Annotated in this window: 21 protein-coding genes, 1 tRNA gene and 1 pseudogene; 11 read left to right on the plus strand and 12 right to left on the minus strand. The window is 42.7% G+C overall.

Features of this window, described 5'->3' with window-relative positions:
- The first annotated feature begins 363 nt into the window (after positions 1-363).
- The 5 genes from LZG71_RS01940 to LZG71_RS01960 all read left to right on the plus strand — a co-directional run bounded on the left by LZG71_RS01940 (position 364) and on the right by LZG71_RS01960 (position 4,353).
- Entirely contained in the window at positions 364-765 is a 402-nt protein-coding gene (locus LZG71_RS01940) for a response regulator (RefSeq protein ID WP_233816432.1), read from the plus strand.
- A gap of 37 nt (positions 766-802) precedes the next feature.
- Positions 803-2,293 (plus strand): alpha-amylase, encoded by a 1,491-nt coding sequence (locus LZG71_RS01945; RefSeq protein WP_233816434.1) that lies wholly within the window; start codon positions 803-805, stop codon positions 2,291-2,293.
- A 47-nt stretch (positions 2,294-2,340) separates the two neighbouring features.
- Complete coding sequence (locus tag LZG71_RS01950; RefSeq protein WP_233816436.1) at positions 2,341-2,598, plus strand: hypothetical protein; 258 nt, start codon at positions 2,341-2,343, stop codon at positions 2,596-2,598.
- A gap of 114 nt (positions 2,599-2,712) precedes the next feature.
- Positions 2,713-2,907 carry a hypothetical protein gene (locus LZG71_RS01955; RefSeq protein ID WP_233816438.1) on the plus strand — a complete coding sequence of 65 codons (195 nt, stop codon included), beginning with the start codon at positions 2,713-2,715 and terminating at the stop codon, positions 2,905-2,907.
- 210 nt (positions 2,908-3,117) lie between these two features.
- Positions 3,118-4,353, plus strand: a complete 1,236-nt coding sequence (locus tag LZG71_RS01960; RefSeq protein WP_233816440.1) for a DEAD/DEAH box helicase — start codon at positions 3,118-3,120, stop codon at positions 4,351-4,353.
- A gap of 72 nt (positions 4,354-4,425) precedes the next feature.
- On the opposite strand, the gene LZG71_RS01965 is transcribed toward LZG71_RS01960, so the two are convergent.
- Positions 4,426-4,857: a CHRD domain-containing protein gene (locus LZG71_RS01965; protein ID WP_233816442.1), complete on the minus strand. Its 432-nt coding sequence runs from the start codon at positions 4,855-4,857 to the stop codon at positions 4,426-4,428.
- Positions 4,858-4,939: 82 nt separating this feature from the next.
- Complete coding sequence (locus tag LZG71_RS01970; protein WP_233816444.1) at positions 4,940-5,674, minus strand: SH3 domain-containing protein; 735 nt, start codon at positions 5,672-5,674, stop codon at positions 4,940-4,942.
- A gap of 120 nt (positions 5,675-5,794) precedes the next feature.
- Between LZG71_RS01970 and LZG71_RS01975 the strand changes: the two genes are divergently transcribed.
- Positions 5,795-5,867, plus strand: a tRNA-Lys gene (locus LZG71_RS01975).
- 15 nt (positions 5,868-5,882) lie between these two features.
- On the opposite strand, the gene LZG71_RS01980 is transcribed toward LZG71_RS01975, so the two are convergent.
- From LZG71_RS01980 to LZG71_RS02020, 10 genes and pseudogenes are all read right to left on the minus strand, one after another.
- Positions 5,883-6,503, minus strand: coding sequence for a hypothetical protein (locus LZG71_RS01980; RefSeq protein WP_233816446.1), 621 nt, complete (start codon positions 6,501-6,503; stop codon positions 5,883-5,885).
- Between the two features lie 102 nt (positions 6,504-6,605).
- Positions 6,606-6,749: pseudogene (locus LZG71_RS30680) on the minus strand (recombinase family protein); the annotation flags it as partial.
- 132 nt (positions 6,750-6,881) lie between these two features.
- The gene (locus LZG71_RS01985; protein WP_233816448.1) at positions 6,882-7,175 is read right to left on the minus strand and encodes a TetR/AcrR family transcriptional regulator; all 294 of its coding nucleotides are present in this window, start codon (positions 7,173-7,175) and stop codon (positions 6,882-6,884) included.
- A gap of 872 nt (positions 7,176-8,047) precedes the next feature.
- Complete coding sequence (locus LZG71_RS01990; RefSeq protein WP_233816450.1) at positions 8,048-8,515, minus strand: SRPBCC family protein; 468 nt, start codon at positions 8,513-8,515, stop codon at positions 8,048-8,050.
- Positions 8,516-8,697: 182 nt separating this feature from the next.
- Entirely contained in the window at positions 8,698-9,204 is a 507-nt protein-coding gene (locus tag LZG71_RS01995) for a DinB family protein (RefSeq protein ID WP_233816452.1), read from the minus strand.
- Positions 9,205-9,956: 752 nt separating this feature from the next.
- Positions 9,957-10,280, minus strand: coding sequence for a 2Fe-2S iron-sulfur cluster-binding protein (locus LZG71_RS02000; protein ID WP_233816454.1), 324 nt, complete (start codon positions 10,278-10,280; stop codon positions 9,957-9,959).
- Between the two features lie 11 nt (positions 10,281-10,291).
- On the minus strand, positions 10,292-11,350 hold the full coding sequence (locus tag LZG71_RS02005; RefSeq protein ID WP_233816456.1) for an NAD(P)/FAD-dependent oxidoreductase: 1,059 nt from the start codon (positions 11,348-11,350) through the stop codon (positions 10,292-10,294).
- Positions 11,347-11,916, minus strand: a complete 570-nt coding sequence (locus tag LZG71_RS02010) for an NADPH-dependent FMN reductase (protein ID WP_233816458.1) — start codon at positions 11,914-11,916, stop codon at positions 11,347-11,349. The genes LZG71_RS02005 and LZG71_RS02010 overlap by 4 nt, the downstream gene beginning before the upstream one ends.
- A 5-nt stretch (positions 11,917-11,921) precedes the next feature.
- On the minus strand, positions 11,922-12,416 hold the full coding sequence (locus tag LZG71_RS02015) for a DUF2480 family protein (protein ID WP_233816459.1): 495 nt from the start codon (positions 12,414-12,416) through the stop codon (positions 11,922-11,924).
- A 53-nt stretch (positions 12,417-12,469) separates the two neighbouring features.
- Positions 12,470-13,099 (minus strand): superoxide dismutase, encoded by a 630-nt coding sequence (locus tag LZG71_RS02020; protein WP_233816462.1) that lies wholly within the window; start codon positions 13,097-13,099, stop codon positions 12,470-12,472.
- Between the two features lie 184 nt (positions 13,100-13,283).
- Between LZG71_RS02020 and LZG71_RS02025 the strand changes: the two genes are divergently transcribed.
- From LZG71_RS02025 to LZG71_RS02045, 5 genes are all read left to right on the plus strand, one after another.
- On the plus strand, positions 13,284-13,904 hold the full coding sequence (locus tag LZG71_RS02025; protein ID WP_233816463.1) for a metalloregulator ArsR/SmtB family transcription factor: 621 nt from the start codon (positions 13,284-13,286) through the stop codon (positions 13,902-13,904).
- 1,031 nt (positions 13,905-14,935) lie between these two features.
- Positions 14,936-16,288: a proprotein convertase P-domain-containing protein gene (locus tag LZG71_RS02030; RefSeq protein WP_233816465.1), complete on the plus strand. Its 1,353-nt coding sequence runs from the start codon at positions 14,936-14,938 to the stop codon at positions 16,286-16,288.
- 131 nt (positions 16,289-16,419) lie between these two features.
- Positions 16,420-18,417: an SdrD B-like domain-containing protein gene (locus tag LZG71_RS02035; protein ID WP_233816467.1), complete on the plus strand. Its 1,998-nt coding sequence runs from the start codon at positions 16,420-16,422 to the stop codon at positions 18,415-18,417.
- Between the two features lie 137 nt (positions 18,418-18,554).
- Positions 18,555-19,226 carry a LuxR C-terminal-related transcriptional regulator gene (locus LZG71_RS02040; protein WP_233816469.1) on the plus strand — a complete coding sequence of 224 codons (672 nt, stop codon included), beginning with the start codon at positions 18,555-18,557 and terminating at the stop codon, positions 19,224-19,226.
- Positions 19,227-19,406: 180 nt separating this feature from the next.
- Complete coding sequence (locus tag LZG71_RS02045) at positions 19,407-22,058, plus strand: reprolysin-like metallopeptidase (RefSeq protein ID WP_233816471.1); 2,652 nt, start codon at positions 19,407-19,409, stop codon at positions 22,056-22,058.
- Positions 22,059-22,175: the final 117 nt, after the last annotated feature.

Raw genomic sequence — 22,175 nt, forward strand, 5'->3', positions numbered from 1 at the left:
TGTACAACAGCAATGGCTATGTTGGTCTCAGACAAAATGATATCCAATTCCAAATCTACCACCCGTTCGCGTTTGAGTCAGACCACTTTTGGTATTCCAGTAATTAAATATTCTAAATCCCTTCATCAAGACCTGGAATACGCAATGAAATGCTACATAGGTTCTTGACTTATAAAAAGCAATCCCTGCGACAGTTCCTTGGTTGAAATCACTTAGCCCCAATTCTGGTACGTACATCTGAATTAAAGTCTCGCTTGTAAAGCCAATCCGGCGAAGAAAAGGAGTGGCTTCGACTGGCATGATTATAATTGCTTGCTGGAAGCAATGTGAATTTTAACATAACACAAAGGAAATGCTCCGAAAATGATGAAAGATAAAAATCTGCTGGTGATGATTAATGATGACAGTGAAGATCATGAAATTTTTGAAATCGCCATTAGAGAGATTGATTTGCCATTACAATTACTTTCCTTCTCCGATTGCGAAAAAGCGTTGGATCATTTTGGTAACAAAGGTGCAAAAGCGCCTGGTTTCGTTCTCATTGATCTGAATCTGCCCAGGATGCGCGGCGACGAATGCCTGGTTCAACTCCAAAAATTAAGAGAATTCGATCATCCCGTCATTGTTATTTATTCAACCTCAATACCTGTTTTGTGGCAGGCGAAACTTGAGGCAATGGGTATTGACAATTTTCTCGAAAAGTCGGGATCCATTGATACGCTTACGCGGGACATAAAAAAATTGCTTGAAAACGAGCTCTCATAATTTAAAGCAGAGTTAAAATACAACTCAACACCAACACATGGAAAATTATACAATGCTTCAGTTTTTCGAATGGTACTATCCCGCAGATGGAAGCTTATGGAAACACTTCGCTAATGAGGCAACAAGACTCAAAAAACTAGGAATAGACTCTGTTTGGCTTCCTCCCGCTCACAAAGGAATGGAGGGTGACCAGTCGACAGGTTATGATGCCTACGATATTTACGATTTGGGAGAATTTGATCAGAAGGGCTCTGTCCGTACGAAATACGGAACCAGGGAAGAGTTTATCAATTGCATTTCCGCTGGTAAAGAGGCTGGTTTGAAAGTATATGTGGACATCGTTCTTAATCACATGGGTGGCGCGGATGAGAAAGAAACTGTTACAGTGAAACAAGTAATTCCTGATAACAGAAACGAGTTCATGAGTGAACCGTTTGAAATAGAAGCCTATACCAAATTTACCTTTCCGGGCAGGGCGGGCCGGTACTCCGATTTCCAGTGGGACTATCAGTGTTTCTCGGGGGTGGATTACAACGCTACAACGAAGGAAACCGCGATATACAGCATTCAGAACCAGTACGGCGAAGGTTGGCAGGATGTTCTGGATCTTGAAAATGGGAATTATGACTACCTCATGCTCTCTGATATAGAATTCAGGAACCCTCATGTGCGGGAAGAGTTGAAACGCTGGGGAGAATGGTTTTACGAAACGGCTGGTTTTAATGGTTTCCGACTGGATGCGATCAAACACATGGATCCGGAATTTTTCAATGAATGGCTTGATCACCTGCGAGGCAAATACGGTCAGGAATTCTATACAGTAGGGGAGTATTGGTCGCCCTACGACCTTGAATCAATACTGAATTACATTGAGGCAACGGGAAGAAGAATGTCAATTTTTGATGCTCCGTTGCAGGCCAACTTTTTCAAGGCATCCAAAGAGCACAGCGACTTTAACCTCTGCAACATTTTTGACAATACACTTGTCAATGTTCTTCCGGAACTTGCAGTCACACTTGTCGAAAATCATGATACGCAACCTCTACAATCTCTGGAACAGACGGTAGACAGCTGGTTCAGGCCAATTGCGTATGCATTGATTTTACTGCGCGAAGCGGGTTATCCCTGCATCTTTTATACTGATTTGTACGGTTCGACATATAAGGACACTGGCAATGACGGTAAGGAGCATGAAATAACGCTCGAAAAAATTGACAAACTGGAAGCGCTCTTGTATGCCCGCAAACATTTGGCCTACGGAAACCAGAATGACTATTTTGATGATCCAAACTGTATTGGCTGGACAAGGGAAGGCAACGACGAATTTGAAGGATCAGGCGTGGCAGTGTTAATATCCAATGCAGATGACCAGACCAAAACGATGCAACTTGGCACCCGGCACGCTGGAAAAACCTTCGTGGATTATATGGGTAATGTGACAGAGGAGCTCGTTATTGACGAAAACGGACAGGCTGAATTTATTGTCAGAGAGAAGTCCGTTTCAGTATGGGGTGAGAAACGTAACTGATTTTAGAAATCGCACTTTACAAAAATACTGACACTTGTGAAAACGCTATGAACGAAAAGGCAAAACTGAAAAAAGCCTATCAGCAAATGGTAGACTGGAATACTTACCGATTGGAACAGAACAGGCAATCGCTAGATAAGCTGGTCCACTTACTATCGGAACTGGACAGGGACTTAAAAGGTGGTGAAATTTATGAGAAGGATGTGGTTGATCTGGACGCGCTTAAAATCATTTATGAAACCGGTATCAGAAGTTTTGAGAGCCAGGTGGACAGATACAACAACCTGATCAGCGATTTAGACTAAAATACCCGTCAGTTTTTTTGGTCCAGAAAGTTCTCTAACCATAGTAATCAACACGCATAATTCCGTGGCGCAGATTTTGACACGAAAAATATTAACCTATAAAATTTGAATGTTATGAAAAATAAGAATGAAAATGATAGGACGGTCAAAGGTGTAGATGAAGTGTACGACAACGACACCAATGCGCCTAACGCAAAGGCAGGCCGCGAAGAAATGGGAAGCATGCCCAACGATCCTGCTAAAAACGCGAAACTTACCTCACCGGAGGAAGACGAAGAAAACGCAAAACGAAAGAAGGAGAATAGGTAAATTGTTCGTCCGCCTTTCACGTACGCTGCGAGTAAATTAATGGGTTTAACCGGTTAATTTACTCGCAGCGTTTTTTATTCATTCCCCCGAATAATTCCGGATGGAACTCCGTTTTGAGCAAATCTCGCTGAATGCCAGATAACGAATGTATCTTTGCAGGCTGATTATCTCAAATCAGAACATTATTAAAGTTGCCAGAAATACATTGCTATGAAATTTGAGGATTACCGTATTGCCCCTGAAATAAAAAGAAGTCTTGAAACGGCAGGTTTTAAGCGTCCCACCGACATTCAGTTTAAGGCTATTCCTGCCATCATGAAGGGTGAGGATGTGCTTGCAATAGCCCAGACCGGAACCGGAAAAACAGCAGCGTTCGCAATTCCCGTAATTGATCTGCTTCACAGCCAAAAAGCATCATCACGTACCGAAGGAATTAAATGTATCGTGATGGTTCCGACCAGAGAACTAGCTATACAAATCACCGAGGTTTTTGATAAAATTGGACAACATACCAAAGTAAAGGCTTTCAGCGTATTTGGTGGTGTGGAGCAGGGCCCTCAGATTGCTCAGCTTGAAAAAGGTATAGATGTCCTTATTTCCACACCTGGACGTATGTTCGATCTCGTGAGCCAGGGACATATTAAACTCAATCGAATAGAAATTCTTGTGCTCGACGAAGCGGATCACATGCTGGATCTGGGTTTTATAAAGGATATTCAGGATCTGATTAAATTTCTCCCTAAAAACCGGCAGACCTTGTTTTTTTCAGCGACAATCAACGAGAAGATTAAGAAGCTGGCATATTCCCTCGTTCGAAATGCGATCCGGATACAGGTCTCACCAAATAATCCGGTGGCGAGAAATATCACGCACTCGGTTGCATTTGTGGGAATGGATGACAAACGTTTTTTTCTTGAAAGAGTGGTCAAGGAAAATCCTGAAAGCAAGATCCTTGTGTTTGTACGTACAAAAGTGAGAGCGGAGCGTGTTTTCAGCGCACTGGAACGCATGGAAATAAAAAGCATGACACTGCATGGCGACAAAGACCAAACGGACCGTTTGGAAGCTTTAACGCAATTCAGAAAAGGCGATACCAAAGTTCTTATTGCAACGGATATAAGTTCGAGGGGAATTGATATCGCTAATGTAGATTATGTGATAAACTACGATCTTCCTGAACAGCCCGAAAATTACGTACACCGGGTAGGACGTACCGGTCGCGGAACTCAAAAAGGCCTTGCTGTATCATTTTGCAGCCCCGAGGAAAAAACGTTGCTTGAAGAAATAGAGGTGTACCTGGGCAAGCCGATAGAAGTGGTTAAGATCAGTCCAAATGATTATTCCGAAACATTGGATTTTACAGCAGATACGACTTACGATCTCAATGCACTGATGAAAGAAGTGGAGGAATTTGAAGGAAATAGAAAGAAGAAGAAAAAGAAGTAGCTTCATTAAACCATAAAAAATGGACTGACGGGTAATTCCGCCAGTCCATTTTTTATGTTGTTGAATACCTGTTTACTCAACTGGTAATATTTGCCCTCTGTATTCTTTTAGCGGATCTGCAGCAGTTGTAATGTTTACATAAAGCATACCAGATAACAGGTTATTAACCTCCGTGTTAGAAAGCACACGCGTTTTGCCAGATACCTGTGAAGCTGTAAACCCCGGTAGTACAAACAGGCTAGAACCTCTTTCCCAACCCGGATCAGCTATGTTGATGTTGACAGCACTTGGAGTAACCCCGCTATACGATATGTTGTAGGTTAATTCCTTCGTGTTCTTGTTGTATTCAAAAGCTCCCGTACCAACCGCAGGCTGAACGTTAATCGCCGCAGAGAATTTTACGATGTCTTCTTTGTGAGGACCTTCTTCTTTACAGGAAGATATGGAACCTAACATGGCAATACCGGTCATAAATAGTAAAAAACGTTTCATTGGCTTTTTCATACATCTTAAATTTTAAAACAGTTAACCCTTAAAAATAAACATAAACTTGCTAGCCTACAAAAATGATACCAGACTGACACAATCAGATGGCAAGCAAATCATTCTTGCGTATATATACAATCTTGTTGTTCCACATAACCCTGTTCCAATGGTCTACAGACCCTAACAGTATCAACTTGTGCCCCTTTTTTACCACTTCCACCACGCCCGATGCCGACGAAGGGTCCTCTCTCAAAAATGTATTGTCATGTGCAATTACAGCCGTATTGTATAACGACGGAATGTTAATCACAGCAAGTATTATCAAGAGATATACCAGCGTCGAAATCTTGTGAATCGGTAAAATTGATTCCTTCCTCTTCGTTTTTATCACCATGATGAAAACGATGTAGAGCCCCAAAGTTAGGAGCAATATTGGAATGTAGTCACCATATCGACGGTAAAAAATTACAAAATAGTTGTAATCGTCAAATTCATAACCAGTTAAATTTTGCTCAGCAGCCAAATTATCCATTTTCTCAAAAAGTCGCCGCGACGGATCTGTTAAAGCCAGTTTGCTTAAATAATAGAGGCAGGACGTATAGTTATTTCGCTTTTCAGACAAAAAAGCCAGCTTCAAAAGCAAGTTTTGATTATTTTTTTTACCTTCTGTAAAATTTTTTTTATACAGTATTTCTGCCTCCGTATACTTCGCCATAGCAAACAGAGAATCAGCTGTTTTTAGCTCTTTTAAGTTGGCAGAAAAGGCTGTATTTGGCTTATTAAAAACAGCGCTCAGAAGAAAAATAAACAGGTATTTCTTTAACAGGATTTGCATTATACTTTTAAGAATTCTACTTTTGCATCGCAATTACGGGAAACGCAACGGCTAATCCAACAAATTGTGAGATTCATTAAAACAGAAATTGCTTGATGAATTTGCTAATAAAAAATTACTGATTCCGTAGCTCAGCTGGTAGAGCAATACACTTTTAATGTATGGGTCCTGGGTTCGAATCCCAGCGGGATCACCTCATGGGACAAATCTATTTCCAAAATATTTGTCCCATTTTTTTTGAAGATAAATCGCTGGTTTTCTGGTAGATCAGACGAACGACTTCATTAATTCTGAGAGTTCGATACCGCATTCCGTCAAAAACGAGATTTTCTGGAAATATCGAACTCACTATCTCCCTCTTTTCTGAAACTGAACCGTTCTCATATAACTTAGCTAAGCCTGAAAGCTTTTTAAGTCCTGTCTCCAATAGATTGCCCATTTCACTGTATTTGCCGGAAAGATTACCCAGCTGCTTTTCCAACTCTGCTTCTCTTTTGTTTGATTCTTGCTTCAATCTTTTGAAATCTTTATCATCAAGTTGACCATCAACCCTCATGATTCTGGCATTTTGCATTCGTTTGCTAATGTTTTCCCGTTCAGAAATAATCTGACGCCGTTCCCTGTCCTGCCCTTTGGTCGTTTCCTTGAAGTCAGAAATAATAGCACTCGTGTATATTTCCAGTGCAGCCAGCTTGGGAATGAAAGTCTTGAGGACATCCACAAAAATATCATTGGCCAAGCCAGCCTTAAAGCGCAGGCCGCATTTTGACGTACAGTGATAATAGTAATGATAGGCAGTCTTTCCCTTAGAGGCACTTCCTGTAAGCATCCGACTGTTGCACCTAGGGCACATTAGAAAGCCTCTTAGCGGAAGATTATCCGGGGCAACAACCTTTGGCCTACTTTCAATATTTCTTCTTCTGCCGTCCAGTGTAGCTTGCACCTGGTCAAATTGTCCTTCGGATATTAACGGCTCATGTTGCCCATTTGCTAGATATCCTGTTTCGTCTTTGTACGGCGTAATAAATATTTTACCGCAGTAGACAGGATTGGAGAATACGGAGCCGTTGACCACCTTAACTCGGGAAATAAGATCATGTCATTTCGGATTAAATTGATCAGTATAAATGACTGACTGATAGTTGCGTAACTCATGAAATAGAAGAATGGGTTGGTGGTCAATCTGCCACGGAATCTAGTGGTCAAGTCATCCGAATTCTCCAAGCTGGATACGGTAGTTTATTAATTTCAAAAGTTTTTCCTTCGGATTTCCTTCGCCTTTTAAATATTCATTCAGATTGTAAAAGAATTCAATCTCCTGCATTTCCAGATAATGATACAACAACTCGTTTTTAGACTTGTAATGTTTATATAATGAGCCAATGGCAATATCTGCTTCAGCAATGACTTGATTAATCCCTGTATTATTGAAACCCTGACAATAGAACAAGCGGGACGCCGTATCTAAAATTCTCTGCTGCACACTGATTTTTTTTTCCATATGTTTTTAATCAAAGGTGCAAAAAATAGATAGATCTATCTATTTTTTATTGTTAAAGGGAATAAGAACCCACCCATCGAGTGAAAAAGTAGCATTAAAAAGGTAGTATGATTTGGATTAATTTATTGAAATTCAGTACATTAAATTTGTATAAAAGCCCCAATATGCTTGTCTAAATTATTTAGGAATTACAAGTGTAATTCTTAAAACTATTGAGTCATTAAACATTTCACAGGCGCTAGAAAAGTAGGGAAGAGAACTAAGACGACCGATTTAAGAGTTGTCGCATTGGGTCAAACGGCTGAATAGATGATACCCGACAATGAAAATCTGTTATGCCCAATTACACGGAAGCTTCAATGAAAATATTCTCGAGACTGGCTAACCACTAAGTTTGTAGATCATTTACCATTATCCGATCCGTCGGCGGTGAAGATACCTCCTTCAACCCTGACCAATAATGCCTACGATGCCTGTAATGCACTCAGACGAGAGGCACTGGCCAACTTGTACATACAAGTTGACGAGACGACAACGGTAAGGGAAACAGATTTTGGGAGCTTCAAATACTGTGATCCATGTAAAATTAATCACAAGTTATTATAGGGGGCAAAGCTGAACTATCCCAGCAACCAGTTTCAGAAGTAAAAGCAGTAAATACCGCCAGGGTAGGGTACGGAAAAACCCAGACCAAAAGGGTCATTTACGATGTACCGTTTTGAAACCTTAGAAATACACGACATTGGCTGAGCTGAATGTTGTGCCAAGACTTTACAATGTTACTGCCGAAAGAGATAGATTCAAGAATACATAAACACCAGAGGCTTTTATACTGTGTTTTGTATCATTTTGTATGTCAGTATTTTTTACTATTACGGATTTAAACCCTTTGGGAATCTGTCTCCAACAAGATTCAGGGTAATATTGTATTCCAGCAATGCCTTCAATCCTGCAAGCACCAATGTAAAACCTTCGGTGGAATCTCTCACCATAGCCATTGCTTTTTCTATATCATCACCAATAATTGTATTTACTATGGACACAAGTGTAGCATCTGTGCTCAGTTCCGAAAACCTCCATTCTACCGAAGTCAGGTCGCTAGGATTTCCCCATTCGATCAATATCCTTTTGAAGGGTTCAATCGCCTTTACAGTAATCGGGATTGTCATATTATACATCTCCCAGGTCCATTCCACGGGCTGGGCTACTTGAAGACGGCCCGTACTTTGTGTAAACCAGAATTTGGTTGTGATTTCCGGATTAATGAAAGCCTCAAAAACTTCGCTAACTGGTTTTCGGATCAGCATCTCTGCCTTTGCAAATTGATTTATCAAGGACATAGTCTTTGTTTGAGGTTGCCTAATTTATAATCAACCAGCCTGGCCACTTTCACTTTTTCTTATTTCGTTCAATGAGATAAAAAGCATCCAAAAATAGGTGGCTAATTTCCCTATATCTGTGAATTCTCCACCGAACACAGATTTATAGAATCTGAATGCTTATCTGTTTGGATGCTTTTACTCTAAGATTGTGGCTGTGATTCTTCAAAAGTCGGACCATATAGCCCCGGAACTTTGTTTCCCGAAGCTCTCAGATGCGCGATCAATTCTCCTCGGTGATGATAAAGATGGTTGTTCAGGAACCCTCTTATAACTTGTGCTTTTGGCATTGGTCCAAAAAAAGTATGGCCGTTTGCCCCCATAGACCACGGGTTCATGTAAGCCTCTTCATCGGAATTTTCAAGTATATGTTGGGCGGCTTTTACGTTGGCTTCAAATTTTTCGACGATGTTAGATGCTCTGCTGATATCGCCTTTGTCGTAAACATAAGAACCCATATCAAAATAGTCCTTATTGTAAGTGCCATCATACCAGTTATACACTTCAGCGACATGCGATGCCAGTTGTGCAACTGACCAAAGATGCGGCTGCGGGCGGTAGTCCAATGCTGAATCAGGGATTGCCCGCAATAGTTTTCTGGTGTTCTCAGCTTCGTGCAAAAATTCGCCGAGTAGGGCTTGCTTCATCATTTTATTGATTTTTTAGAATGTGAATGAATGTAAAATTAAATTATAAAAAATATAGATAGTATAGGATTTTAATGCGAAATAGTTAAACAATTCAGCGAGCCTAACCATATACTCACGTTTCAGTCAGATTTATCCATTTTTTTAAAATGGCTGGCAATTTCAATAAAGTTAATGAACTCATGTTTGGGTTTATACTTCGAGTCTTTAAGTGTTCTAAAAAAAAGACCCGGAAGATCCAGGTCATTTTTCCACGTAAACCCTCCACTACTTGTAGTGTAGGATTATTTGACGTAAAAATTAAATTTTGGTCACCCGACTTTTATGCTGTTTGAAAACTCCTTCCATATTTTATCCATAAAACAACTACCAGATCGCAGTGGCTGGAGAATTAGGAGCTATTGACCACTGCAATTCGGAAATTAAGGACACATCATTTAGGTCGGCATTGACCAGTTTAAAAAAGTGAGAAAGTCATTTAACTCATACAGTATCGATGATCAATCTACCTCGGAACCTGGTGGTCACATTATCCGAATTCCATCCGTTACTTTTGTTTTTCACAAAAGATGGTAGTAATGATTACTTCAATACCAAAAATTCACTGGCTCAATTCCCGGAATAACTTTGAAGAGCGATTCAAGTGGCTCAATTATGGCGCGCGGCGGACCGTCGGTGTCAAGGTCCTCGCTATTTTAAACTGACTCAAGTTATCCGGAATAGGTGGGCTCCCTTTGCTCCTGAATATCCACTTGTTAATCAGGTACAATTTCAATGCACAGACCATTCAGTTCAGCAGTCAGCGGAACCTGACACGCAAGCCTGCTATTGGCTTTGGCATTAAATAATTCCGACAGCAATGCTTTTTCCTCAGACGATTTCTCGTTTAATGCTTCTGTATGGCTGAGCAAATAACAATGGCAGGTTGCGCACATGCACATTCCTCCGCACACTGCCTCCATGGGCAATTCATATGCTTTGCAGATATCTTTCAGGGAAAGCCCCATATCGACAGGGCAATCCAGGGTGTGCAGATTTCCCTGTGGGTCTTTTACTTTGATAACTATTTCTTGTTCCATATTACTTAATGCTATTCTATACTCGCAACAACTTGTTTTTCTGCTTCCTTGCGCGAGCCATCAAAACCATCCACACCGCTAACGGTAGTATATTTCAAGATAAATTTTCTATTGGGGTTCAAGCGCTGGTATATGCTTTGGCAAACGATTGAAGTTTCGTGAAAACCGCATAAAATCAACTTCATCTTATAGGGATAGGTGTTAATGTCACCAACAGCATATATTCCCGGAATATTGGTACTGTAATCGCTGGCATTGTTTACTCGTATTGCATTCTTTTCAATTTCCAATCCCCAATTAGCAATGGCACCCAGCTTAGGCACCAAACCGAACAAGGGGATGAAATAGTCTGTTTCAAGTATTTCTGCTACTTCTTCTTTTGTGATGGTCAAGGCTGTTAGGTAACCTTCATCATTCCCTTGCAGTCCAATAACCTCAGCAGGGGTAACCAGGTTAATTTTCCCTTCGTGTTTTAGAGCTGTTACTTTCTCTACGGAATCCAGTGCACCTCGAAATTCACTCCTTCTGTGGATCAGGGTAAGTGATGAGGCAATTTCTGCCAGATGGATTGTCCAGTCGAGGGCGGAATCGCCACCTCCTGCTATCACCACGCGCTTCCCCCTGTAATCCTCGGGGCGCTTTACAAAGTAATTCACGCCTTTATCCTCGTAGGCAGCAATATTTTCCAAAGGAGGCTTTTTAGGCTCAAAACTCCCCAGACCACCTGCAATCACTACAGCTTTGGCACGGTGTACGGTTCCTTTATCAGTAATGACCTCAAACAGATTTTCTTCCAGTTTATTCAATTCGACTGCCTGTTCATTAAGCGTAAAGCCAGGCTGAAACTGCCTGATCTGTTCGTAAAGGTTCTCTATCAGCTCAGCTGCCTGAATGCTCGGAAAGCCAGGTATGTCAAAAATGGGCTTTTTAGGATAGAGCTCTGATAGCTGTCCACCAATCTGAGGCAATGCATCAATGATATGGCAACGCATCCGCAGCAAACCCGCCTCAAACACGGTGAACAGTCCTGTCGGTCCAGCACCTATTATCAATATATCAGTCTCTATCATACCTGGTCATTAATATTTGAACTTACTTTAATGGTCCTGGTCGCAGCAAGATGGACCAGCAGGTCCAATTTGTTTTTGTAAACCTGGGACAAATCTCCGGCCTGATCATATAAAGCGCTCCTCGCTATTGGTACATTAAATGGAAGAGGCCATGCCCTAAGTGCTTTTGCTATTGCGTCCATGGTGTTGATGCCTTGCAAGGCATGCAGCCCATCTGCCCAGCACACAAGCCCCACTGTTTTGTCGGTCAGGTACGGACGGGCATTTTTAGCAGTAATTTCCAACCAGTCCAGACAGTTTTTCATCACGCCTGGAATGCTGCCGTGGTACAACGGCGCCAGCCAGAAATGTACGTCAGCTTCCAGGAACAGGTTTTTCATGACCTCCACACCCATCGGAATCCTGGTGTTGGTAATGTCATACAGGGGGATACCGGATTCGGCAAGGTTGAAAACCTGGTTTTCGACACCACAACCGCTTAGCTGTTCGGAAATATATGCCGAAAGCAACCCCGAGGTAGAATGCGGCCTTCTTTCCAGAGCGCCGTTAAATATTATTGCTTTCATTGAAATTAATTTTTAAAAATAACCTTAGGCATGCCCACCTCACCGTACATCAGCGCTTTTACCAATGGTTTCAGGCGGTTGGTGGCGATCATGTAGAGCGCAGCCGGCATATCCGGCCGCGCTCGTATTACTGTCTTCTTACCTTTGTATACGGATAGGTCCGCATTCATCAGATTGGCTTTCCACAGATCCAGTTCTAACGATGACGGGTACTTAAAATCAAAACACGCGGCATTGGAATGAAGTTTTTCGGCCAGTAGCATATATACCCAAGGCGGTACAATCGCATCCACCGAGCAAAAAACCGCCACTGCCTTTCCGTTGAAGCTAGTGAAATCGATCCCGGACACAGACTCCCGGAAGTGCTTTTCTTTCACGATGACACCCATAAAAAGATGATCTTTGATGTCGAATTCCGCTATTTCCATTGAGGGCTTGAAGTCTATCAGATCCAGCGCTACGATGCCCGACGCCTCTACTTTATTGATAAAATTATCCATACCTTAAATAGCAGTTCGGATTTTCAACTTATTCCGATGCCGCCGTTGCTTGCTTATTTTATTTTTGAAATTGCTTCTTCGTAGTTTTTCTCCACGGCTGACCAGTCTAAGACCGACCAGAATGAATCCAGATAATCAGCACGTTTGTTTTGATATTTCAGATAATAGGCATGCTCCCAAACATCGACACCTAAAATCGGATAACCTTGGTTGGTAATATTGGAATCCATCAAGGGGTTATCCTGATTGGCTGTGGCCGAAATGCCTAGGCTTCCGTTATACTTGACAAATAGCCAAGCCCAGCCAGAGCCGAACTGTCCCAGACCTGCTTGTTTGATCTGCGCCTTCAACTCGTCAAGACTTCCGAAAATAGTATTGATTTTTTCCGCCAGTTCTCCTTTCGGCGCTGTTGGCTGATTGGCTGGGAAAAGAATTTTCCAAAATAAGGAGTGGTTATAATGCCCGCCACCATTGTTTCTTACTGCGGGGCTGTACTTGCTGATACTCCGTAAAATTTCTTCCAGGGATTTATCCTCTGCTTCTGTGCCGGCAATGGCCTTGTTAAGGTTATCAACATAGGCCTGATGATGGCGCGAATGGTGGATCGTCATTGTTTCCCTATCAAAATGTGGTTCCAGGGCTTCATAGGCATATGGAAGTGCCGGTAATTCAAAACTGCTCATAATTTCTGCGTTTTTAATAATGGTTTTTACTTTGGCAAAGGTAAAGGATTAATAATTAAACAACCAAATAGTTGTTTAATTATTCCAGATATCCATTTTATTGAGTAGCTTTGTTATAAGTAAAGGATAAACATTCCAGTTTAACCAATTTCTCAATTATATATAACAACCATTTTTTTGTTAAATGAAGAAGAATCCAGCCGACAGAATACTCATGCTACTGAAAATGAAAGGTGAGGCTACTTCGCTGCTCATTGCGACAGAACTGGCTATTACCAAGGAAGGAGCGCGCAAACACCTGCTGACCCTCGCTGCTGACGGCTTGGTACAAACGACCATAAAAAGCGAAGGGGTAGGACGCCCTTCCACGTATTATTGCTTAACAGAAAAAGGGTTATCCGGATTTCCCGATACCCATGCAGAGGTCACAGTGGATCTATTAAAATCAGTAAGAAAACTGTTAGGTGAAAATGCCCTGGAACTGTTGATCGGGGACCGGGAAAAACAAACATATGAGCGCTATGAAGCATTACTGAAAAAAACGGATTCGCTTGAAGAGAGACTGGACGTCCTTGTCGACATACGCAGCCGTGAGGGTTATATGGCAGAATGGAAGAAAGAAGGCGAAGAGTATTTCCTGATTGAAAACCACTGTCCGATTTGCGCTGCTGCTACGGAGTGCCAGGGTTTCTGCCGTGCGGAGCTTAAAAACTTTAAGGCTCTCATTGGTCAGGATCATCATGTAGAACGGGTGAGTCATATTGTGTCTGGTGCCCAACGTTGCATGTATCGTATCACCAACTAACTGAATTCCAACGTATGTAGCACCTCCGTTTGATTAAACTCGTGTTAACATATAATCCAATCCAAAAACTGGAGAATTTGGAGCCCGTGACCACCACAGTTTGGAAATTACGGTCACATCGTTCCGGTCAGAATTGACCAGCTTAAATAATTGGTTGATAGCGATGCTACTTCAGACGGATAAGCATCCATTAATGGTCAATCTGCCACGGAATCAGATGGTCAAGCTGTCCGAATTCTCCATCGAAAGGAGCAACTAAGTAGCTGTCCAGATATTAGGGTAGGGAGTATTACATTTGACCTTTTTTATAGGTCGGTTACCTCTTATTGAAAACCCGATAGGATCTTACCGATTTCATCTAATCCTTGCAAACCTGTACTTCTTCTAATTAATACGCCAAGTTATTGTTGTATAAAGTAAAATTTATTACACAGAAGTAATTGTACAAATGGCAAATGTTGTATCATAATTCCGGAATTGCAACACAATACACTTAAAATCCCATAGCAAAAGCCCGTTACCTTTGTGCCAATCAGCGGCCGGTAGTAGATCATTATGGTTTGCATAGATCTTATTCCGATCATTAGGATAATGACATTGCGCTTACCTACAGCGGTTATTAAAATACACCTCACACTATACACACTTTTGCTTCGCTCTCTGTTTCCAGATAGGTAGCAGAGATATCCATATTTTCTATAAAAAGCTGTTGAGTGACTGTCTATGTTGCATGCATTGAGGGTAACGTATCAACACAAAATTTCGCTGCTGGTGGAGGTAGTATTGAAAGACAACCACTAATGCGAAGCGGACTTCGCCTTTTAGAAGGTATTTTGTTAGGCCAAAATCATCCAGTCCGACGGTATAGGTACGCTGAGCATATTTTCCCGACTGAAGAACAGTTGCTTTTAATTCTTGGATTTAACTTAACAAACTAAACGCTCCATATTCGGAGGCATATCGGCAAAAGCCATTGGTTCTACGCTGCTTTCAGCGGGTAGATATAAAAGTGAATTATGAAGTATAGATTTATGCATCTACTAGTATTTAATAGACTTTCTTTTTTTTTCGTATTCTTTTTATCAAATCAAAATTTAACTCATGCGCAGTACTTCAATACGCCAGGAGCCAAAATAAGGGACTTTGAAGGGGTCTTCAGAATTGACTCAATCCCTATTACAGTAAGTGGCCTCCCGTTAAAAATAGATTCCTCTTTTGGTCTGGCAAAGGTCTGCCTGAATATTGATCATTTAAGAACCTCTGATTTAAAGATCGAACTGCTGAGTCCTGATGGTACTTCGATCTGGCTTACAAACAGAAATGGATCAGAATCCGGACAGAATTATATGAATACTTGCTTTAGGAGCAATGGGTTCAACGGCTATGTTCATACCGGTAAAGCACCCTTTGCAGGGGAATTTATTCCGGATGGTCGCATATCTTTTCTGAACAATGGCCAGAATCCTAATGGTAAATGGTATCTGCTTGTTCAGGACCTGGCTGCCGGGGAAAAAGGTGTTCTCAATTATTTTAATCTTGAATTTTCAGCCAGTCCCAATCCTAACTCGGGCCTAGGTGGTTGTTCTTTTGAAACACCTGCGCTTTGCAGGCTGGCAGAAACGGGCAGTGCTTTGTTACCAGACCTAGTAACCCTACCTTTTTTTACAGAAAGCCAAATCAAGGAGTATCCACAGGATGACCCCAATTATCCTGGTCATCTGAAGCTGGCCATATCGATTGCAAATTTAGGAGACGGCCCCATGGAGGTTTTTGGGTTACACGAATGGCGGTGCGCAGACACTATAGTGGACAGTACTACCATTTGTCCGGATGGCAAAAAGGCTAGGCAAATCCTGTATCAGCGCATTTACTCACTGTCTGAGAACAAGAAACTGACTTTCACTGATGTGGCAACAAACTCAAACTACTATGACGATAAACCCGGACATAACCATTACCATGTTGATGACTGGGTGGAATTTCGTCTGGTAAAGCTTAAAAAAAGAAGAAAAGGTAAAGTAAAACGCGGGCCGGTTGTTTCCCAATCTTCGAAAATAAGCTATTGCTTGTTTGACTCGGGCATCTGCAATGAAAACGATAACGTTTGCCGGTTTGAGAACATCAACTATGGAGCGGGCAGTCTGGCAAATTATGGTCTTGGGGGATACAGTTCCTGTCAGTCCAACAAACAAGGGATATCCGTGGGGGCGTATGATACATACGGCATGATGTACGAGGGACAGTTTTTGACTATACCAAAAGGAACCAGAAACGGTGACTATCTGGTCGAGGTGGAGCTGGATCCATTGAACAAGGTGGCTGAAAAAAACAAGGCTAATAATCTTTTAAGCTTTCCGGTAACCTTACGTAAGCAAATGCCATAGCCAGTGCTACTGGCTCTCAATTCTTGAAGAAGTTTCAATGTACCATCAATGACAAAAGAACACTGACCACACTATTTAAAACAAATATCAATCTGAAAAACATTCAATTATTACAGTTTCCATTTTATTTTATGAATCAAAAAACGTTTACATTTCTTCTATTGACCGGATTACTTGCTGCGATATCCATCTCATTCAAAAGTGCTGCTCAGACTTGTACGATCACTGTGTCGACCGATAATGTCACTGTCAATACCACTGGTGCTGCGGATATCATATGTATCACCGCGAGTGTTATCAATACCACTTTTAATAACCTGGGTGCAGGCGATGTGATAAATGTAGCATCGGGTGTAACCTGGACAATGCCATCGGATCTTAATTATAACAGCCTAGTGACGTATAATATTGAGGTAGGAGCAACGGTGAATACAAATACAGCAGGTTCCAATGGCAATCTTGTTATTAACAACTCGGGTACTCTGAATTTTACAAACAACTTTGGAGTTACTTTTGTCGCCAACGGGAATAGTACGCTCGAAATTAATAATAAGGCAGGAGGCATTCTAAATCATCTTACCGGAACCGGTTTTAAATTTGGAGCACGCTCAGACTTTACGAATGAGGGTACGATGAATTTTAATAACCTAGAGGTGGCCGAAGCTTCCAATCCTACCAATAGTGCGACGGGTGTGCTTAACATAAAAAGGAATTTCGATCTGCACTCACTTGGCTGGCTAAATGCAGGCAAGGTGAGTACCACTTGTGAAACAACTGGGATTCCAGGTGCTGACTCACAGCCATGCAGTTTTATGATCGGCGACAAGGGGGCGTTTTCGGCAGTGTTTGCAGACGGATCCTGTACCAGTATTAATGGTCCCGTAATTATTAATTGCCCGACAAATATCAGTGGCTACTTTGAGAATGACAATGGTGATTTTACGATCAATAAGCTTGTGAGCGGACTGGGCGGAACGATTGTTGTCAAGAACGGGATAAGCTCAACGAGTGGCGACGGTGGCATAAATAATGCAACACTGGAATTTTATGATGTAAACACGAGAATGGGTGTTGGCCCGACTGGTGCTGCCGTAGCACATGGCCTCGATCAGAATTCGGGAAATCCTTCGGATGCTTTTGCCGTTCCGAGCATTCAGCCCGGAAACTCATGTGAACTGGCCAGTATCGGTGACAGAGTATGGAAGGATAATGGTCCGGGAACGAACCTTAACAATGGTATTCAGGATGATGGCGAAGCGGGTGTTGCGGGCGTGACTGTAGAGTTGCTGGATGGAAATGGCAATTCAATAGATCGTGATCCGATTACGTCAGGTATGCAACAGACAGTAATAATTACCGATCAGGACGGCAATTATCTGTTTAATGACCTTACTCCGGGACCTTATAAAATAAAGTTCAGCAACCTTCCTTCTGGATTTGTGTTGTCTCTATCTAAATCAGGTTCGGATGATGCAAAAAACAGCGATGGTGAGCCACTATTGAATGGCGCAAGCACAACACACGTTTACACCCTCACAGCGGGACAGACGAACCTATCTGCTGATTTGGGTATCGTTGATGGTATGGCCCTTCCTGTTACACTCATTCATTTCAAAGTTCTGTTCGAAAACAGCAGCGTTCAACTTACCTGGAGTACTTCACAAGAAAGCAATTCCCGGGACTTTGAAGTAGAGCGCAGCGCTGATGCTCGTTCCTGGAATCAGATCGGTGTTGTACCTGCGTCTGGCAATAAAAACGGCTTAACAAACTACAACCTGACAGACGTATCTCCCAGTGCAGACATTAATTACTACCGTCTAAAAATGGTTGACCTTGACGGTAAATTTGCATACAGCTCGATTAGAAACATTCATGTAAAAGAGGGACAAAAAGCTGTGTCGTATGTATTCCCAAATCCTACATCGGACAAACTATTCATTGCTAGCGATTATGCTTCGGGGATAAAAAGTGTACTTATCTATTATTCCAACGGCAAACTTGCTCTTAATGCTGGCGAGGTAGTTGGCAATGAAATCAACATCAATGCACTTCCAGCTGGAAAATACCTGGTCAGGTTGATTTATAAGGACAAAACAATGAAGGTGAGCCAGATATTGGTAACCCGTTAAAATACTAATACCAACGTATACAGACCGGAGCGATGAAGATGAAATTCTGCTCCGGTCCGAATGCGGATAGTTCTGACTGAAATATAGGCCCTTTTAAACGGTTCCTTAACCCCGAACCAAATTTAATTCTTAACGTTATGCATATTGTCATTATCGGCAAGGCCGCCTTAGAGCGGAGGGGTCTCGCCAAAATCATCAGTGAAAAAATAGAAAATGCACAAGTTACTGACGTGATTGAGCTTGTGCACGATCGGTCCGGACAACCATTGGCGGTGGATATGGTCATTCTATGTCTTTCCCAGCTGGATTCCGTCTCTGAAAATCTCTTACGTCTGCGGTCCGTCTCTAAGCGATATTCTAAATCACGTATACTTGTTTTGGAAAATGTTTCCGGCAGAAATCCGTTCAGAAATCTGCGTAACTACGCGAACAGTGGATTTGACGGCTATGTAACCTCGATGGATCCTTTGGAAGAATTTGAAACCAGTATAAACAAAGTTCTGTCCGGGAGTAAATATATCTGCCCCGATGGCCTGGAGCAGTTGTTAGGTCTCGCGCTCGCAACCGACAGAGAGACGATCGCGTTGACAGAGAATGAATTGGATGTAGCCGGGAGGCTCCTGGAAGGGTGTTCCGTTAGTAAGATCGCCAGAGAGACCAACCGGAAAGCTTCCACGATCAGTACAATAAAAAAGAATATACTCCGGAAAACCAATACGCAGAATGTGATCATGCTGGGAGAAGTGCTTAACTTAGAGCCAGCACGTAACCTTGCCAAAAGGAAAAAAGCTCTGGTGACGCAGAGATGATACAATCAGAAGGAAGAGACATTCAACGGTCGGGTAGAGAAGACATTAACACTGGTTTCGAATTCTCACGGCTTCCTGCTGACCCTTACTAAACCCAATGCACCTGCTTTTATTAAAGCACAATAGATTCTATTGAAATAGTTCACTTTAATCGTTTTTGCCTAATTTAAAAACTACTACATGAAAATGAAGCTGTACCACAACCTTATCGCCATCCTGTCACTACTGGCTGTCCAGAATGCGGATGCCCAAACGGGCTTTTTCTCACCCGCCAATGCCAATGCGCGGACTGTCCGAACCGATGTCAAAAAAATCGCACGGCTTTCACATTATCATTTAAAAACAAGCGAACTGAGAAGTTATCTTCTAAGTGCCCCGTTGGAATTTAAAAGTAAGTCAGCTCAGGGCCTTGTGCTTGAAATCCCACTGCCCAACGGTACATCGGAGATTTTTGCCCTTTTTGAATCACCCATTCTTGCGCCGGAAGTTGCTGCCAAACATCCCGAAATAAAGACCTATGCTGGCAAAGGAACTACGCACAAGGAGTACTCGGTCCGCATTAATCTCACCTCTACTGGGTTTAACGCAATTATCCTTGGCGTTGAAAATGATGCGGTGTACTTCGAAAAGACCAACACTGATCATGGCGATAATACATACAGAAGCTACTTTTCGCGCGATGCGATCAGTCCGAAAAGCGATTCTGCGAAAACATCCGGTAACCGCTGTGGGACAATTGATGGCGAAAGTCACGCTGCCCCATCAAAAACAGACGGAAAGAACAAAAGGGGCACGGCGGTAGCAGAAACGGGCACAACGTTAAGAACCTTCCGGTTGGCGATGGCAGCGGATGCCGAGTTTACGGCGAACAAAGGAGGAACAGCAGCATTGGCCTATAACGCACTGACCAACTATGTCAACAACATGAACGCCGTATACAGAAAAGAGTTAAGTGTATCGTTTGTACTGGTTAGCGACCAAACGCTCGTTTACACCGATCCACTTACTGACCCATACACCAACTCCGATCAGATCTTAATGCTCGACGAGAATCGGGCCAATCTTGACCTTAAATTTGGCACCAACGGTTATGACATCGGCCACGTGCTGGGATATGAGGGAAGCTCAGGTGGTGGTGTTGCTGCCCGCGGGTCTGTTTGCGACCCCTCGTCGAAAGGTCGGGGGACTTCGGGAGTTGGTGACGGATCTTATGCCGATGTGTTTGACCAGCAACTGATCCAGCATGAGATCGGGCATCAGTTCGATATGAGCCATAGTTATAACAGTAATGTGCCTGTCTGCACCACCCGGGCTTACGATACCTCCGTGGAACCCGGATCAGGTACAACCATTATGAGTTACGGGTATACCTGTAATAACGATGACGCAGGAACTGGGCTGGTTGGTAATGATGATTATGAAGCCGGTTATACGCCAATTCTGAATTTTCATGCTGTCAGCTATGACCAGGCCAATGCTTTCATTGAAACAATTTCCTGCTACACATCCACAGCGACGGGTAATACGGTTCCGGTCATCAACGCCATGCAATCCAGCTGGACAATCCCGAAATCCACTCCTTTCGTACTTAATGGGGCAGCAACAGATGCCGACGCATCAGATGTACTGAGCTACTCGTGGGAAGGGACAAATATCAGCGACGAAACGGACAAAGCCGCACTTACAGACGCTACGCTATCTGATCGTTCACGACCTCCATTTTTCAGGACTTACGCGCCAGTATCCACTACCGCCAGTAGCCAGCCGGGGACCCGGTATTACCCGAGGTTGACTTCGATTCTGGACGGATCAAACTATGCCGTCGGTGATAAATTACCTTCGGTCGGTGTGATCACAACGCACAAACTTACCGTTCGGGATAATGACAGTGGTGTGAGTTCCGCGGCAGTAACGGTCAATGTCAATGGCAGTTCGGGGCCGTTTTTGATCACAAATGATATACCGGGCAGTTTGCTTGGGCCAATTGGCAGCTACCCGCTCGGAGGGACGATGAATGTCAACTGGAGTGTCAACGGCACGGCTGGCGCACCGGTTAATTGCACATTGGTCGACATTTTCCTTTCAACCGATGGCGGGTTGAGCTTTCCAACAACGCTGGCGACGGCTATATCCAACAATGGAACAGCTGTGGTCACTTTACCGCTGATCAATACGAACAAGGCAAGGATCAAAATCGCACCCAGTGCCAGCACTACCCTGGGTAATACGCCAAACATTTTCTTTGATATCTCCAACGCTGATTTCACCATTGGCTCACCGATGCCAGTAACATTAATATCGTTTAACGCAAAAATAGTTGCTGAGAACATGGCGATGCTTACCTGGGAAACATCGTCGGAAACCAACAATAAGGGATTTGAAATAGAGATGAGCCTGGATTCGAGAAAGTTTATACAAGTAGGAGTTGTGGACGGTTCAGGTAATTCAAAAAGTGAGCGCAGGTATCAATACACCATTTCTGATCTGTCGACGGGCACCTATTATTTCCGTTTAAAGCAAATTGATTATGACGGTAAATTTGAGTACTCGAGAATCCGATCAATAAAATTGGAGAATCCGAAGGATATTCTGGCCGTATACCCGAACCCGACAGTCGGAACATTAAGATTGCAGGCTCTGCCGACTATAAACAACGAAGCATTCAGTATAGAAATTATTGATGGGTCAGGGCGCTCTGTTATATCCCTTCCATCGGGTAAGAATTATGCAAAGGATTACGAGCTAGATACAGCAAGCTTATCGCCCGGATTATATATCATGACGGTACGAGGGACTGGTTTTGCTAAAAGTGTGAAATTCGTGAAACAATAAATAGTTACCCATGTAATCCGGTCTTTCACAGTAGCAGTTGAATGCAAGAAAGCAAGGCCCTAATTAAACAAAGGGAATGGTGTCTATTGAATAGACGGATTGTGTTCTAACATGACG

Origin of the sequence: Dyadobacter sp. CY312, assembly GCF_021390535.1 — a bacterium.
Taxonomy (GTDB): Bacteria; Bacteroidota; Bacteroidia; order Cytophagales; family Spirosomataceae; genus Dyadobacter.